This window comes from Streptomyces sp. NPDC058662 (assembly GCF_042716255.1).
In the GTDB taxonomy this organism is placed as follows: Bacteria; Actinomycetota; Actinomycetes; order Streptomycetales; family Streptomycetaceae; genus Streptomyces.
This window is the reverse complement of sequence record NZ_JBHXRU010000069.1, coordinates 1-14,493: the sequence shown is the minus strand read 5'-3', so window position 1 is coordinate 14,493 and position 14,493 is coordinate 1. Positions and strand designations below refer to the sequence as shown.

The window sequence follows — 14,493 nt, the reverse complement described above, 5'->3', positions numbered from 1 at the left end:
CCCCGGACCGTGTCCGGGGCGGGGTTTTGTGTGTGGGCGCCGGTTCAGAGGCGGGGTTCCTGGGCTGGGCCCGAGACGCGGCCCAGGATGCCCGACTGGGCTATGAGGAAGCCGAGTTGGGCGCGGCTGCCGCTTCCGAGCGCGGTGGCCAGCTTGGCGATGTGCGCGCGGCAGGTGCGTACGTTCATCCCCAGGCGGCGCGCGATGGCCTCGTCCACGTGGCCCTCCACGAGCAGTTGGGCGATGGAGCGCTGCACGCCCGAGATGCCCGACGGTGTCGGGTCGTAGGGGATCTGCTCGTTGAGCGGGGTGGCCCGGCGCCACAGCTGTTCGAAGACGCGGACGAGGTAGCGGACGAGCGCGGGGTGCCGCAGCTCCAGGGCGATCTGCTGGTCGTCGCTGGCAGGGATGAAGGCGACCGACTCGTCGCAGATGATGAGCCGCTCGACCAGCTCCTCCAGCGTCCGGATCTCGACTTTTCCGCTGGCCATCCGGTCGACGTAGGCCATCGTGCCGCGGCTGTGGCGGACGGTGTGCTGGTACAGGGTGCGCATGCTCACGCCGCGCCGGATAAGGGGTTGGTCGCGTTCGATCGCCTGGTTGAGAATGTTCTCGGAGCGTCCGCCGCCCGGTTGGATGGTCAGCATTTCCGCCTGGCACTCGGCGGTGGCCACATTGAGCGCCGCGTTGATCCTGTTGAATCCCTCCAGCACGGTGATCGCGTGCGTCGGCGCGGGAGTCAGCGCGCTGATGGCCATGAATGGCTCAAAGGCTTCGGCGAGCTCGATGGAGGAGCGCCGGCGGTGCAGGATCTCCCGTTCCAGCGGGTGGAGTCGTTGTGCCAGGGCAACCGAGGGTGGAACCGGACGGAGCCAGTTGTCGTCGTCCGGATCAGGGTGCAGCAGCGCGAATTCCAGCAGGCAGGGCGTCTGCTCGACCTCTTCGCGGGCGATCCGGCCGGAGCTCAGCGCGCTCGCGTACAGCTCGGCCCCCAGATCGCACAGATCTGTCACCGCATGGGGATGTGTCTGGTTTATCCGCATTATCGGCATATCTCCCACCCCCAGGGTCCTGCATGTACAGGAACATGATGCATCGCCACGGTGGCAATGGCGTGGCTCGATAAGTCATCGTCTGAGATGCGGGGGAGAGGAATCCATCAAGTGAGGACAACGTCGACCATGTACAAGAAATTGCTTCGCTCGGTGGCTGCCATTGCTCTCTCTACGGCTGCTGCTGTCGGTGGAATCTCGCTCGCGGACAGCGGCTGGGGCAGCGCCCCGGTCGACAGCGGCTGGGGGGCCGGGACCACCGGCGACGACGACAGCGGCTGGGGGACCCCCGGCAAGGGTGACAGCGGCTGGGGCAGTGTCGAGGCCGACAGCGGTTGGGGCCCGGCTCCGCAGCCCGTCGACGACAGCGGCTGGGGGATCGCGCCGGCCGGTACGGAGTCAGACAGTGGCTGGGGCACGGGTGGGAAGTCCGCGGGCGCATGACCCCCGACGACCGCGGTTTCCGCCGCGAAATGGCCTCCGCCTACCGGTCCGGATGGCAATTCATCGACCTGGCCACCGCGATTCCGTACCCCGGCGACTCGCTGATGGTCACCCTGTTCGGACAACCGATCGTCGTCGTGCGCGAGGAGGACGAGGACGTACGTGCCTACCGGTGCCTGCGCCGCCCGAGGGGCGCGCCGCAGCCCGTCCGCTGCGAGGTGCGCTACGGAATGGTCTTCGTCAATCTTGATCAGCGCGACCACCAGCTCTTCGAACCCGACATCACCACCGCCACCCCCCGCAGTGCCTGAAGCGATTCCCCCGTCGTTGCAGATCGCTCAGGTGCTTCCCCCACACAACGGCGCCATCGTGGACCTGACCACGATGGCGCCGTTGTGATGTCCGCGTCCAGTCGTCGACCGCGAATCTGACCGGAACCGACCGCCCGCGCCGCCCCCGGGCGGCTCAGCCGGTCAGCACCTCAGCCGTCAGCGCCTCACGCGCGGCCCATCGCCCGGTCCAGGGTGATCTCCATGACGACCCGGTCGGGGTTGGGCGAGGGCGTACGCCCGTACCGCTCCGCGTAGCGCGCCACCGCGTCGGCGACCGACGCCTCGTCCGTACGGATCACCGCGCGCCCCTCCAGGGTGGCCCAGCGCCGCCCCTCCATCTGGCAGACCGCGACCCGCGCCCCGCCCGGCTCCGCCGCCTGGGCCGCCAGGATGTTGCGGACCTTCTTGCTGTGCTTGTTGCTGATCACCCGGGCCAGGCCGGCCTCCGGGTCGTACGTGACGCCCACGGGCACCACGTGCGGCGTGCCGTCCGGCCTCGGGGTGGTCAGGGTGCACACGTGCCGCTCCCGCCAGAAGGCGAGGTACTCGGGAGTCGGGTGGAGGACGTCTTGGGACATGGAGCGAAGGGTACGGGACGTACCCCGCACAGCCTTGAGTGGAATAGACTCAACTTTGCATATGCTGAGTCTGTCAGTACGAGAGGAGAAGACGCAGTGGATGCCGAGCTGACCAACAAGAGCCGGGACGCGCTGAACGCGGCCACCAGCAGGGCCGTCAAGGACGGGCACGCGGACCTGACCCCCGCCCACCTGCTGCTGGCGCTGCTCGCCGGCGAGGACAACGAGAATGTCACCGACCTCCTCGCCGCCACCGACGCCGACCTGGTGGCCGTACGGACGGGGGCGGAGCGGCTGCTCGCGGCCCTGCCCAGCGTCACCGGTTCCACCGTCGCGCCCCCGCAGCCCAGCCGCGACCTGCTCGCCGTACTCGCGGAGGCGGACGCCGAGGCGGGCCGGCTCGGCGACGAGTACCTCTCCACCGAACACCTCCTCATCGCCGTCGCCGCCAAGGGCGGCGCCGCGGGCGAGGTCCTTTCCACCCAGGGCGCCGGCGCGAAGAAGCTGCTGGCCGCCTTCGACAACGCACGAGGAGGACGCCGGGTGACCACCCCCGATCCCGAGGGCCAGTACAAGGCCCTGGAGAAGTTCGGCACCGACTTCACGGCCGCCGCGCGCGAGGGCAAACTCGACCCGGTCATCGGCCGTGACCAGGAGATCCGGCGCGTCGTCCAGGTGCTCTCGCGGCGTACGAAGAACAACCCGGTGCTCATCGGCGAGCCGGGCGTCGGCAAGACGGCCGTCGTCGAGGGCCTCGCCCAGCGCATCGTCAAGGGCGACGTCCCCGAGTCGCTCAAGAACAAGCGGCTGGTCTCCCTCGACCTCGGCGCCATGGTCGCCGGCGCCAAGTACCGGGGCGAGTTCGAGGAGCGCCTCAAGACCGTCCTCGCCGAGATCAAGTCGAGCGACGGCCAGATCATCACCTTCATCGACGAGCTGCACACCGTCGTCGGCGCGGGCGCCGGCGGCGACTCCGCCATGGACGCGGGCAACATGCTCAAGCCCATGCTGGCCCGCGGCGAGCTGCGGATGGTCGGCGCGACCACGCTCGACGAGTACCGCGAGCGGATCGAGAAGGACCCGGCCCTGGAGCGCCGCTTCCAGCAGGTGCTGGTCGCCGAGCCGTCCGTCGAGGACACCATCGCGATCCTGCGCGGCCTCAAGGGCCGCTACGAGGCGCACCACAAGGTGGTCATCAACGACAGCGCTCTGGTCGCGGCCGCCACCCTGTCCGACCGGTACATCACCTCCCGCTTCCTCCCCGACAAGGCCATCGACCTCGTCGACGAGGCAGCGTCCCGGCTGCGCATGGAGATCGACTCCTCACCGCTGGAGATCGACGAGCTCCAGCGGTCGGTGGACCGCCTGCGCATGGAGGAGCTGGCGCTGAAGAACGAGTCCGACCCGGCCTCCCGCGAACGCCTCGACAAGATCCGCAAGGACCTCGCCGACAAGGAGGAGGACCTGCGCGGCCTGACCGCCCGCTGGGAGAAGGAGAAGCAGTCCCTCAACCGGGTCGGTGAGCTCAAGGAGCGCCTGGACGACCTGCGCGGACAGGCCGAGCGCGCCCAGCGCGACGGCGACTTCGACACCGCCTCGCAGCTGCTCTACGGGGAGATCCCGGCCCTGGAGCGCGAGCTCGCGGAGGCCACGGAGGCCGAGGCCGAGGCGTCCAAGGGGACGATGGTCAAGGACGAGGTCGGCCCGGACGACATCGCGGACGTGGTCGGAGCCTGGACGGGCATCCCCGCCGGCCGGCTGCTGGAGGGGGAGACCCAGAAGCTGCTCCGTATGGAGGACGAGCTGGGACGCCGCCTGATCGGCCAGTCCGAGGCCGTACGGGCCGTCTCCGACGCCGTGCGGCGCACCCGCGCCGGCATCGCCGACCCGGACCGGCCGACGGGCTCCTTCCTCTTCCTCGGCCCCACGGGCGTGGGCAAGACCGAGCTGGCCAAGGCCCTCGCGGACTTCCTCTTCGACGACGAGCGGGCCATGATCCGCATCGACATGTCGGAGTACTCCGAGAAGCACAGCGTGGCCCGGCTGGTCGGTGCCCCGCCCGGCTACGTCGGCTACGAGGAGGGCGGCCAGCTGACCGAGGCCGTCCGCCGCCGCCCGTACAGCGTGGTGCTCCTGGACGAGGTGGAGAAGGCCCACCCGGAGGTCTTCGACATCCTGCTCCAGGTCCTGGACGACGGCCGCCTCACGGACGGCCAGGGCCGGACGGTGGACTTCCGCAACACCATCCTGATCCTCACGTCGAACCTGGGCAGCCAGTTCCTGATGAACCCGGCCACTCCGCCGGAGCAGAAGAAGGAGCAGGTCCTGGAAGTGGTCCGGGCATCCTTCAAGCCGGAGTTCCTCAACCGGCTGGACGACCTCGTCGTCTTCTCCGCGCTGACGGGCGACGAGCTGGCGCACATCGCGGAGCTGCAGATCGGCCGGCTGGCCAAGCGGCTCGCCGACCGCCGCCTCGCCCTGGAGGTCACGCCCGCCGCCCTGGCCTGGCTGGCGGACAAGGGCAACGACCCGGCGTACGGGGCCCGGCCGCTGCGCCGCCTGATCCAGACGGCGATCGGAGACCGCCTGGCCAGGGAGATCCTCTCGGGCGAGGTCAAGGACGGCGACACCGTACGGGTCGACGCCGCGGAGGAGGGGCTGCTGGTCGGCAAGGCGCTCTGAGTCCCTCCCCGGTCACGCGCGGTGCGCTCCTGTCCGCCGGGAGCGGATCGCGCGTCCAGGGGTGGACACGGGGTAGGCGCGATGGGGGAGGATGCAGGTATCCGCACGAAGGGAAGTACACGGTGAGCATCGACCCGGCCTCGATTCCGAACTTCGGAGGGCAGCAGCCCGAGCCGCAGGCCACAGGACCGGCGGGCCCCGTCGTCCCCGACCAGGATCTGGTCAAGCAGCTGCTGGAGCAGATGGAGCTCAAGTACGTCGTCGACGACGAGGGTGACCTCGCGGCGCCGTGGGAGGAGTTCCGGACGTACTTCATGTTCCGCGGCGAGGGCGACCAGGCGGTCTTCTCGGTGCGGACCTTCTACGACCGTCCGCACAAGATCGAGGAGAAGCCGCAGCTCCTGGAGTCGATCGACGACTGGAACCGCCGCACCCTGTGGCCGAAGGTCTACAGCCACACCCACGACGACGGCTCGGTCCGCCTGATCGGCGAGGCGCAGATGCTGATCGGCACCGGCGTCAGCCTGGAGCACTTCGTGTCCTCCACGGTCAGCTGGGTCCGCGCCTCGATCGAGTTCGACAAGTGGCTCGTGGAGCAGCTCGGACTGGAGCAGGACGTCGACTCCGCCGACGGCGACGACAAGGACGGCGACGACACCAACCAGTAGTCGCCCGTCACAGCGATACGCGTGCCACGAGCAGCAGATACAGCCCGTAGCCGCACCTGAGCCCGGCCGGCACCGCGGTCACCACGACCGCGGTGCGGGGCCGGGCTCTGGCCATGGCGGGGGCCACGGAAGCCACCGGCAGCGGGGCGGCGGCCCACATCCACCGCCGCCCGGTTCGTGAGGCTCTCTTCGGTGCGCTCCGCGTGCACAGCGGTCGACAGTCCGTGGGTGCGGCATCTGGATGACGAAGAGATGCGCGCGTTCGCCGTGGACTTGCTCGAAGCGCTGTCCGACGCGGCTGAGCTGGGAGCCAGAGAGGCTGTGCACCGCACCCTCGTGTCCTGGCGGGCGACTGCGCGCATCAATGCGGATCCGGAGCAGCTTCGAGAAGCCCTGCGGCCTCTTGCGAATGACGATCTGGGCCCGGTAGAGGTGAGTGGGTGAGCCCGAAGAAGGGCGATCGAGCCAGCGTCCCACCCTTGAACGGGTCGGCATCCCAGGGACACCGAGTAGTTCATCCGCGGGGAACAGGGCCCAGCTGAGGCCAGGCCCTGTTTCCGTGCTCCATCCGGCGCGCCTTTCAGCGAGTCAGCCGCCCGAGGCGTTCCACCGCCTCGTGCAAGACCGCCGGCCGCTTGCAGAACGCCCAGCGGACCTGGGTGGCGCCCGCGGCCTTGTCGTCGTAGAAGACCTGGTTGGGGATGGCGACGACGCCGCAGCGCTCGGGGAGGGCGCGGCAGAAGGCCAGGCCGTCGTGCTCGCCGAGCGGGGCGATGTCGGTGGTGATGAAGTACGTGCCCTGGGGGCGGTACACCTCGAAGCCGGCCGCCGCCAGGCCGTCGCCGAGGATGTTGCGCTGGGCGGCCAGGTCGGCGCGGAAGGTTTCGTAGAAGGAGTCGGGGAGGGCGAGGGCCTCGGCGATCGCGTATTGGAAGGGCCCGGACGAGACGTAGGTGAGGAACTGCTTCACCGAGCGGACCGCCGCCGTCAGCTCCGGGGGCGCGGTGAGCCAGCCGACCTTCCAGCCGGTGAAGGAGAAGGTCTTGCCGGCCGAGGAGATGGTGACCGTGCGCTCGCGCATGCCGGGGAAACCCGCCAGCGGGGTGTGGGCGCCCTCGAAGACCAGGTGCTCGTACACCTCGTCCGTGACGACGAGCAGGTCGTGCTCGACGGCCAGTTCGGCCACCGCGGCCAGCTCCGCCGGAGTCAGGACGGTGCCGGTCGGGTTGTGCGGGGTGTTCAGCAGCAGCAGGCGGGTGCGCGGGGTGACCGCGGCGCGCAGCTCGTCCGGGTCGAGGGCGAAGGCGCCGGCGTGCGGGCGCAGGGTGACGGGGACGCGTACCGCGCCGGCCATCGCGATGCAGGCCGCGTACGAGTCGTAGAAGGGTTCGAGGGCGATGACCTCGTCACCCGGTTCGAGGAGGGCGAGGAGGGCGGCGGCGATGGCCTCCGTCGCGCCGGCGGTCACCAGGACCTCGGTGTCGGGGTCGTAGGAGAGGCCGTAGAAGCGCTGCTGGTGGGCGGCGATCGCGCCGCGCAGCTCCGGGACGCCGGCGCCCGGCGGGTACTGGTTGCCGAGCCCGGTGAGGACCGCGCGGGCGGCCGCCTCGGCGATGTGCGCCGGGCCGTCGGTGTCGGGGAAGCCCTGGCCCAGGTTGATCGACCCGGTGCGGGCGGCGAGGGCCGACATCTCCGCGAAGATCGTGGTGCCGAAGGACGCCAGCCCGCGGTTCAGGAACGGGCGCTTGCTGCTCTCGGGTGCGGTCATGGGCGCCATCCTGCGGGGAACCTCTGGACTTGCTCAAGTGTGCTTTGGTCCGTGCGGGACATGGGAATTCCCCCTGCACGCGGGACGCGGGGATCCCGCCCCCCGGGACGACCGGGGCGTGAGAGAGGGGGCGGACATGACGTTCGTCTTCATTGTGCTGGGGCTGTTGCTCGTCGCGTTCGTGGTGACGATGGCGGTGCGGGGGTTCAGGAGCGGCTACGCCGGCTCCGGAGCGTCCTCGTTCACCTCGTCTTCTTCCTCTTCCAGCAGCTCCAGCAGCTGGTGGGGCGGGAGTGAATCGACGGGCACCGGCTCGTCGTGTTCGAGCGGTTCCTCCTCCTGCGGGGGCGGCTCGTCGTCCGGCGGCGGTGGCGGCTGCGGCGGTTCCAGCTGACACGGGGCAGCTGGCACCGGGCCGCCGGGACCGGGCAGGACAAGGCGCCCGACGGGCTCGTTTCCGTCGGGCGCCCCCTTGTGCGCCCCCGCACGGCGACGCGCGGGACGCAACCTGTTGAACACGTGAACTGTGCTGCCCCCGGGGGGATGTAAACCCCTTCAAGTTGGGTAAAAACGCTGTGAGTGCCGTGCCTTTCATGATTCCCTCGGTTGAGTAGACCAGTCCTCGGACCTCCCTGGACTTCCCAGGACCCGTGCCGGTGTCCCCCCACCCGTTGACTACCGCTGGCGGGCCCCGGCCCATCTCCCTCGCGCGTTTGCGGAGTCGACTCATGCTCACGACCCTCCAGACCTCCTACACCGACACGCGTGCCGCCGATCTCGCCTGGGCCCTGGGTCGGGAGCGGCTGCCCGCCCTGGGCGTACTGAACATCGAGCTGGGCGGCGCGAAGGTGGAGTTGCGCCTGCTCGGCGCCTCCCACCAGGTACTTCTGGAGGAGGGCGACGTGCTCTGCTCGGAGACGGTCGCCTGTATGCCCGGCAGCAGTACGCCGCTGCCCCTCGGGGTCGCCAAGCGGGTGGGCGACTGGGAGTACGAGTTCGCCGCACGCGTCGAGACGCTCTCCCGCGGGTCCTTCGCGGGGCGGGCGCAGGAGCTCCTCGCCCTGGTCGCGGATCACCCGAACGGGCTCGCGGGCACCTTCCCCGGCAGCCCGCACGCCTTCACCGCCATGCTCGCGCAGCGCTACGAGGGGCAGGTGCGCTGGCGGACCTGGCACGCGTACCCGCAAGAAGGCCAGCTCGTGGCCACGCGGACGCGGATCGGGGTGCGCACGGCCACCGCGCCCGCGGCCGCCATGGAGGCCACCGTCCTGCTCTGACCGGGCGGCGGGGCGCGGCGGCGCGTTCCGGAGCGCGCGGCGGCACATCCGTTAGGCCAACTGGCCTGATCAGTAACCCACTTGCACCCATGTGGGTGACCGGATGGGCGTGGGCGGTGACGTACGGTTCGCTGCATGATCGACCGTTCCGTCCCGCGCCGGGTGCTCCCTGCTCCGGAGTCCGCGGGCAGGGAGACCGTCCCGGCCGCCCTGCCCGTACGGCCCCGGACCGGCCGACTCCTCGTGCTGGCCACCGTGTTCGTCTGCGCCGCCTGCGGCCTCGTGTACGAACTGGAGCTGCTCGCCCTCGGCTCCTACCTCGTCGGCGACTCCGTCACCCAGGCGTCGGTCGTGCTCTCCGTCATGGTCTTCGCCATGGGCGTGGGCTCGCTCCTCGCCAAACGGCTCCGGCACCGGCCCGCCTTCGGCTTCGGCGCGATCGAGGCCGGGCTGGCCCTGCTCGGGGGGCTCTCGGCCATGGCGCTGTACGCGACCTTCGCCTGGCTGGGAGAGTCCCGGCCCGCGCTCGTCGCCTTCTCCTTCGCCATCGGGGTCCTCATCGGCGCGGAGATCCCGCTGCTGATGGTCCTCATCCAGCGGATCCGCAGACAGGACGCGGGCGGGGCCGTCGCCGACCTGTTCGCCGCCGACTACGTGGGCGCCCTGGTCGGCGGTCTGGCCTTCCCGTTCCTGCTGCTCCCGCTGCTCGGCCAGCTCACCGGCGCCATGGTCACCGGCACCGTCAACGCGGTCGTCGGCGGCGCCCTGGTGCTGTGGCTGTTCCGCCGCGACCTGAGCCGGCGCGCCCGCTGGGTGCTGATCGCCGCGAACGCGACCGTGCTCGCCGTGCTGGCCTCCGCGACCGTGCTCGCCGACGACTTCGAGCGGGTCGCCCGCCGGGCCGTCTACGGCGCGGAGGTACGGGTCGCCGTCCGGACCGGCGTGCAGGAGCTGGTCCTCACCGGCCCCCCGACCGGCTCCCCGCGCTCCCTGGACCTGTACCTCGACGGGCGGCTGCGGGTCAGCGGCTACGACGAGTACCGCTACCACGAGGCCCTCGTGCACCCCGCGATGACCGGACCGCACGCCCGGGTCCTGGTCCTCGGCGGCGGCGACGGGCTCGCCGCCCGCGAGGTGCTGCGCTACCCGGACGTCGCCTCCGTGACCGTCGTCGAGATCGACCCGGGCGTGGTGGGCCTCGCCCGCACCGACCCGATGCTCTCCGCGCTCAACGCCGGCGCGTACGAGGACACCCGGCTGGGGGTCGTCACGCAGGACGCGTTCCGCTGGCTGCGGGGGCCGGCCGCCCACGACCGCTTCGACGTCATCCTCTGCGACCTCCCCGACCCCGGCATCACCCCCAGCACGAAGCTGTACTCGCAGGAGTTCTACGGGCTGGCCGCCCGGGCCCTGCGCCCCGGCGGACGGATGGCCGTGCACGCCGGGCCGATGGCCACCCGCCCCCGGGCGTACTGGACCGTCGAGTCCACCCTGCGCGCCGCCGGGCTGCGGACCTCCCCCTACAGCGCGGGCGGGCGCCTGTCGGGCCATGCCGCCGGACCCGACCGCACCCCCCTGGGCCCGTCCGACGCACCGCCCCGGGACTGGGGGTTCGTGCTCGCCTCCCGGGAGGAGGCCCCACGACTGCGCGTGGACCACGACACGCCGGGACTGCGCTCGCTGTCGACCGGCTCCCTGCTGGACTCCGCCCGCGACGCGGAGCGGACCCGGGTGCGGGGGCTGCCGCCGTCGACCCTGCCGCACCCGCGGTATTCGTGACCCGGTACGGGTCTCGTCGGTAGGCTCGGCCGCATGGAGCATCAGGTATTCGTTCCGGTCCCGGTAGACGACCTCCGCGCCGTACTGCGCGACCCCGCCCGGCTGGCCCGCTGTGTGCCGGGGCTCCAGCAGGACGCCGACACCGGGGCCGGGCCGCTCTCGGGCCGGCTGCGGCTGCGGGTCGGCGGACACACCGTCACCTACCGGGGGGCACTGGCCGTCACCGAGCGGGACCCCGACCACTTCGCCGTCGACGGCGAGGGCACGGAGGTACGCGGCAGCGGAACCGTCGCCTTCTCCCTCGCGCTGCGCCTGGCGGCGCGGGAGGACGGCACCCGGCTGGACATCACCGCGGGGGCGACCGCCGACGGGCGCGCCGCGGGCTTCGGACCGGAGGCCACCGGCCCCGCCGTACGGCGGCTGCTGGACCGGGCGGCCGGGCACCTGGCGGCCGTCGCGGGCGCCGCCCCCGTTCCGTCGGCCGCGGCCGAGGAACCCGAGGCGGAGGCCGATCCCGTGGCGGAGGTGGCCGACCCTGCGGCGGAGGCCGACCCTGCGGCGGAGGGGGCTGACACCGGGGCGGATGCCGACCCCGTGGCCGAGGGGGAGGAGGCCGAGGAGAGCGACGCGGCCGGCGGCGCCGTCGGCGGGGAGGACGCCACCGAGGTCTCCGCGTCCGTGTTCGACACCGACGTACCGGCCCCGTCCCTGGACCCCTTCCTGGCGGGCGGGTTCGAGGACCTGAGCGAGCTCGGCGACCTCCCCCGACCCCCGGCCGAGGCGGCCCACGCCCGCCGCACCATGATCGGCCGGAGCGCCGAGGAGGTGGACCACGCGCCCCCGCGCGGCCGCTACGCCCCGGTCCCCGCACCCGCTTCCGCCTCCGCCGCCGACAGCCTGCGCTGGATCGCACCGGCCGCCGCCCTCGCCCTGGCCTCGGCCGTCGTCATCGGCAGGGCCCTGCGGCGGCGCCGCTGAGCGGCCGGGACCAGGACACCGGCGGACCGCCCGGCCGCCGCCGAGTGCCGGCGGCCCGTGCCGAGGGCCGCCCGGTGCACCGGCGGGCGCACGACGACGGCTGCGGCACCCCGGCGCGCCGCGGGAGTGCCGAGTACACGCCCGCGCCGAGGACGCCCCTGCGCCGTGCGGCGCACCGCGTCTGAAGCCGCCCACTGATCCACCGGGGACGAAGGGCCAGCCCTTAGGGTCGAGCCATGAGTACGCAACTGAGCGCCGGCGGCGCCGAGGTGACCGTCGACCAGGACAACGGCTGCCGGATCAGCAGCCTGCGGATCGACGGGACGGAGCTGCTGCGCCAGGGCGCGCACTACGGGGCCTTCCCCATGGTCCCGTGGTGCGGCCGGACCGACGGCGGCCGCTTCCGTGACGGAGCCACCGTCCACCAGCTCCCGCTGAACCACCCGCCGCACGCCCTCCACGGCTTCGCCCGGGACGCGGCCTGGAGGCCGGCCCGCGCCACCGCCACCGAGGCGGCGTTCACGTACGACCTGGTCGACCCCTGGCCCTACCCCGGCCGGGTCACCCAGATCGTCGAGCTGTCCGAGGACGCGCTGACGCTCACCCTGGGCGTCGAGACGTACGGGGACTCCTTCCCCGCCCAGGCCGGCTGGCACCCCTGGTTCCTGCGCGACCTCGGCCGCGGCGGCGAACCGGCGCAGATCACCTTCGACCCCGCCTGGCAGGAGGAGCGCGGCGCGGACCACATCCCCACCGGCAAGCGTATCGACCCGCTGCCCGGCCCCTGGGACGACTGCTTCGGCATGCCGAACGGCGTCGACGTCACCGTCACCTGGCCCGGAGCGCTGGACGTGCGCGTCACCAGCCGCGCCGAATGGGTGGTCGTCTACGACGAGGATCCGCAGGCCGTCTGCGTGGAGCCGCAGTCGGGCCCGCCGAACGGCCTGAACAGCCTTCCGCAGCTGGTCACGCCGGTGGACCCGCTGGAGGTCTCCACCACGTGGACCTGGCGGCGGCTCGGGTAGCTCCCCCTTAAGCTCGGGGTCATGACTGACGTACACGATGCGCTTCTGCAGCAGATCAAGGACAAGGCCGTCGTGCACGGCAAGGTGGTCCTCTCCTCCGGTCGGGAGGCCGACTACTACATCGACCTCCGCCGGATCACCCTCGACGGGGAGGCCGCGCCGATGGTCGGCCAGGTCATGCTCGACCTCACCGCCGAGCTCGACTTCGACTGCGTCGGCGGTCTGACCCTGGGCGCCGACCCGGTCGCGACCTCGATGCTGCACGCCTCCGCCGCGCGCGGTCGGCGGCTGGACGCCTTCGTCGTGCGCAAGGCGCAGAAGGCGCACGGCATGCAGCGCCGCATCGAGGGCACCGACGTGAAGGGCAAGCGCTGCCTGGTCGTCGAGGACACGTCCACCACCGGCGGATCCCCGCTCACGGCCGTCGAGGCCGTCCGCGAGGCGGGCGGCGAGGTCGTCGCCGTCGCCACCATCGTCGACCGGGGCGCGGCCGAGGCCATCGCCGAGGCCGGCCTGCCCTACCTCACCGGCTACCGCCTCGGGGACCTGGGCCTGTCCTGAGGGCCCGGTAGGGGGCCGTCAAGGCCGCCCGTCCGCCCCTCGGACACCGGGCGGCCGCGGTTCCCGATTGCCTTGGCAGGGGCCTGACCTGCGCCTTTCCGATCCGCCGGGATGTTTCACGTGAAACGTCCCGGCGGCTTCCGGACGTACTGGGCCACCACGGGGTGGAGTGTCGCGCCGAGTCTGGAAAGATGGGGGCGACGGTGACGTCGCCCCCAGGTCAGGGCCCGCAATAAGCACACTCCCCGCACAGCCAAGGAGCGGACAGATGCCCATCGCAACCCCCGAGGTCTACAACGAGATGCTCGACCGGGCGAAGGCAGGCAAGTTCGCCTACCCGGCCATCAACGTGACCTCGTCCCAGACCCTGCACGCTGCGCTGCGCGGCTTCGCGGAGGCGGAGAGCGACGGCATCATCCAGATCTCCACCGGTGGCGCCGAGTTCCTGGGCGGCCAGTACAACAAGGACATGGTCACGGGCGCGGTCGCCCTGGCCGAGTTCGCGCACATCGTGGCCGCCAAGTACGACATCACGGTCGCCCTGCACACGGACCACTGTCCCAAGGACAAGCTGGACGGCTACGTACGTCCGCTCCTGGAGGTCTCGGCCGAGCGCGTGGCCCGCGGTCTGAACCCGCTCTTCCAGTCGCACATGTGGGACGGCTCCGCCGAGACCCTGGCCGACAACCTGGCCATCGGCCAGGAGCTGCTCGCCAAGGCCGCCGCCGCCAAGATCATCCTTGAGGTCGAGATCACCCCGACCGGCGGCGAGGAGGACGGCGTCAGCCACGAGATCAACGACGAGCTGTACACCACCGTCGACGACGCGATCCGCACCGCCGAGGCCCTGGGCCTGGGCGAGAAGGGCCGCTACCTGCTGGCCGCCTCCTTCGGCAACGTGCACGGCGTCTACAAGCCGGGCAATGTCGTCCTGCGTCCCGAGCTCCTCAAGGACCTCCAGGCCGGCGTCGGCGAGAAGTACGGCAAGTCCTCGCCGTTCGACTTCGTCTTCCACGGCGGTTCGGGCTCCACGGCCGAGGAGATCGCCACCGCGCTGGAGAACGGCGTCGTGAAGATGAACCTCGACACGGACACCCAGTACGCCTTCACCCGCCCGGTCGTGGACCACATGTTCCGCAACTACGACGCGGTCCTGAAGGTCGACGGCGAGGTCGGCACCAAGTCCAAGTACGACCCCCGCACCTGGGGCAAGGCGGCCGAGGCCGGCATGGCCGCGCGCGTCACCGAGGCGTGCGCGAACCTGCGCTCGACCGGCACGAAGCTCAAGTAGGGTCTCCCGCCCGGACCTTGCACCGAAGGGCCCGGTCCGCCGTCTCGCGACGGCGGAC

The 14,493-nt window shown here is 71.7% G+C and carries 15 protein-coding genes; 11 read left to right on the top strand and 4 right to left on the bottom strand.

Translation table 11 applies throughout. The features are described 5' to 3' along the window. Nucleotides 1-44 precede the first annotated feature (44 nt). Nucleotides 45-1,052 carry a helix-turn-helix transcriptional regulator gene (locus ACFWUQ_RS22250; RefSeq protein WP_384540653.1) on the bottom strand — a complete coding sequence of 336 codons (1,008 nt, stop codon included), beginning with the start codon at nucleotides 1,050-1,052 and terminating at the stop codon, nucleotides 45-47. Between the two features lie 153 nt (nucleotides 1,053-1,205). Here ACFWUQ_RS22250 and ACFWUQ_RS22245 point away from each other — a divergent pair, with 153 nt between their 5' ends. Further along, nucleotides 1,206-1,496, top strand: a complete 291-nt coding sequence (locus ACFWUQ_RS22245) for a hypothetical protein (RefSeq protein WP_384540650.1) — start codon at nucleotides 1,206-1,208, stop codon at nucleotides 1,494-1,496. Continuing rightward, nucleotides 1,493-1,807: a (2Fe-2S)-binding protein gene (locus ACFWUQ_RS22240; RefSeq protein ID WP_073917230.1), complete on the top strand. Its 315-nt coding sequence runs from the start codon at nucleotides 1,493-1,495 to the stop codon at nucleotides 1,805-1,807. Before ACFWUQ_RS22245 ends, ACFWUQ_RS22240 begins: the two co-directional genes overlap by 4 nt. Before the next feature lie 185 nt (nucleotides 1,808-1,992). Here the strand turns inward: ACFWUQ_RS22240 and ACFWUQ_RS22235 are convergent, their stop codons facing one another. Then, entirely contained in the window at nucleotides 1,993-2,406 is a 414-nt protein-coding gene (locus tag ACFWUQ_RS22235) for a pyridoxamine 5'-phosphate oxidase family protein (RefSeq protein WP_384540647.1), read from the bottom strand. Between the two features lie 96 nt (nucleotides 2,407-2,502). Between ACFWUQ_RS22235 and clpB the strand changes: the two genes are divergently transcribed. The 3 genes from clpB to ACFWUQ_RS22220 all read left to right on the top strand — a co-directional run bounded on the left by clpB (nucleotide 2,503) and on the right by ACFWUQ_RS22220 (nucleotide 6,200). Then, entirely contained in the window at nucleotides 2,503-5,088 is a 2,586-nt protein-coding gene (clpB, locus tag ACFWUQ_RS22230) for an ATP-dependent chaperone ClpB (protein WP_384540644.1), read from the top strand. A gap of 122 nt (nucleotides 5,089-5,210) precedes the next feature. Further along, on the top strand, nucleotides 5,211-5,756 hold the full coding sequence (locus ACFWUQ_RS22225) for a YbjN domain-containing protein (protein ID WP_384540641.1): 546 nt from the start codon (nucleotides 5,211-5,213) through the stop codon (nucleotides 5,754-5,756). Nucleotides 5,757-5,984: 228 nt separating this feature from the next. Further along, nucleotides 5,985-6,200, top strand: a complete 216-nt coding sequence (locus ACFWUQ_RS22220) for a DUF6247 family protein (protein WP_384540638.1) — start codon at nucleotides 5,985-5,987, stop codon at nucleotides 6,198-6,200. A 136-nt stretch (nucleotides 6,201-6,336) separates the two neighbouring features. Here the strand turns inward: ACFWUQ_RS22220 and ACFWUQ_RS22215 are convergent, their stop codons facing one another. Together ACFWUQ_RS22215 and ACFWUQ_RS22210 are read right to left on the bottom strand one after the other, a co-directional pair. Then, on the bottom strand, nucleotides 6,337-7,533 hold the full coding sequence (locus tag ACFWUQ_RS22215) for a pyridoxal phosphate-dependent aminotransferase (protein ID WP_384540636.1): 1,197 nt from the start codon (nucleotides 7,531-7,533) through the stop codon (nucleotides 6,337-6,339). A gap of 207 nt (nucleotides 7,534-7,740) precedes the next feature. Continuing rightward, on the bottom strand, nucleotides 7,741-7,935 hold the full coding sequence (locus tag ACFWUQ_RS22210) for a hypothetical protein (RefSeq protein ID WP_384540634.1): 195 nt from the start codon (nucleotides 7,933-7,935) through the stop codon (nucleotides 7,741-7,743). 317 nt (nucleotides 7,936-8,252) lie between these two features. Between ACFWUQ_RS22210 and ACFWUQ_RS22205 the strand changes: the two genes are divergently transcribed. The 6 genes from ACFWUQ_RS22205 (at nucleotide 8,253) to fbaA (ending at nucleotide 14,435) form a co-directional block, all read left to right on the top strand. Further along, nucleotides 8,253-8,801 (top strand): DUF2617 family protein, encoded by a 549-nt coding sequence (locus ACFWUQ_RS22205; RefSeq protein WP_384540632.1) that lies wholly within the window; start codon nucleotides 8,253-8,255, stop codon nucleotides 8,799-8,801. A gap of 135 nt (nucleotides 8,802-8,936) precedes the next feature. Next, on the top strand, nucleotides 8,937-10,580 hold the full coding sequence (locus ACFWUQ_RS22200; protein ID WP_384540629.1) for a polyamine aminopropyltransferase: 1,644 nt from the start codon (nucleotides 8,937-8,939) through the stop codon (nucleotides 10,578-10,580). A 33-nt stretch (nucleotides 10,581-10,613) separates the two neighbouring features. After that, the gene (locus ACFWUQ_RS22195; RefSeq protein WP_384540627.1) at nucleotides 10,614-11,558 is read left to right on the top strand and encodes an SRPBCC domain-containing protein; all 945 of its coding nucleotides are present in this window, start codon (nucleotides 10,614-10,616) and stop codon (nucleotides 11,556-11,558) included. Nucleotides 11,559-11,794: 236 nt separating this feature from the next. Then, nucleotides 11,795-12,583, top strand: coding sequence for an aldose 1-epimerase (locus ACFWUQ_RS22190; RefSeq protein ID WP_384540624.1), 789 nt, complete (start codon nucleotides 11,795-11,797; stop codon nucleotides 12,581-12,583). Nucleotides 12,584-12,604: 21 nt separating this feature from the next. Next, a complete protein-coding gene (pyrE, locus tag ACFWUQ_RS22185; RefSeq protein WP_384540621.1) occupies nucleotides 12,605-13,144 on the top strand; it encodes an orotate phosphoribosyltransferase in 540 nt (179 codons plus the stop codon). Between the two features lie 268 nt (nucleotides 13,145-13,412). Beyond that, nucleotides 13,413-14,435 carry a class II fructose-bisphosphate aldolase gene (gene fbaA / locus ACFWUQ_RS22180; protein WP_384540618.1) on the top strand — a complete coding sequence of 341 codons (1,023 nt, stop codon included), beginning with the start codon at nucleotides 13,413-13,415 and terminating at the stop codon, nucleotides 14,433-14,435. Nucleotides 14,436-14,493: the final 58 nt, after the last annotated feature.

Coding starts and splice junctions, on each gene's coding strand:
- ACFWUQ_RS22200 (WP_384540629.1), top strand. CDS start 8,937: ATGATCGACCGTTCCGTCCCGCGCCGGGTGCTCCCTGCTCCGGAGTCC.
- pyrE (WP_384540621.1), top strand. CDS start 12,605: ATGACTGACGTACACGATGCGCTTCTGCAGCAGATCAAGGACAAGGCC.
- ACFWUQ_RS22250 (WP_384540653.1), bottom strand. CDS start 1,052: ATGCCGATAATGCGGATAAACCAGACACATCCCCATGCGGTGACAGAT.
- ACFWUQ_RS22235 (WP_384540647.1), bottom strand. CDS start 2,406: ATGTCCCAAGACGTCCTCCACCCGACTCCCGAGTACCTCGCCTTCTGG.
- ACFWUQ_RS22190 (WP_384540624.1), top strand. CDS start 11,795: ATGAGTACGCAACTGAGCGCCGGCGGCGCCGAGGTGACCGTCGACCAG.
- fbaA (WP_384540618.1), top strand. CDS start 13,413: ATGCCCATCGCAACCCCCGAGGTCTACAACGAGATGCTCGACCGGGCG.
- ACFWUQ_RS22240 (WP_073917230.1), top strand. CDS start 1,493: ATGACCCCCGACGACCGCGGTTTCCGCCGCGAAATGGCCTCCGCCTAC.
- ACFWUQ_RS22205 (WP_384540632.1), top strand. CDS start 8,253: ATGCTCACGACCCTCCAGACCTCCTACACCGACACGCGTGCCGCCGAT.
- ACFWUQ_RS22195 (WP_384540627.1), top strand. CDS start 10,614: ATGGAGCATCAGGTATTCGTTCCGGTCCCGGTAGACGACCTCCGCGCC.
- ACFWUQ_RS22215 (WP_384540636.1), bottom strand. CDS start 7,533: ATGGCGCCCATGACCGCACCCGAGAGCAGCAAGCGCCCGTTCCTGAAC.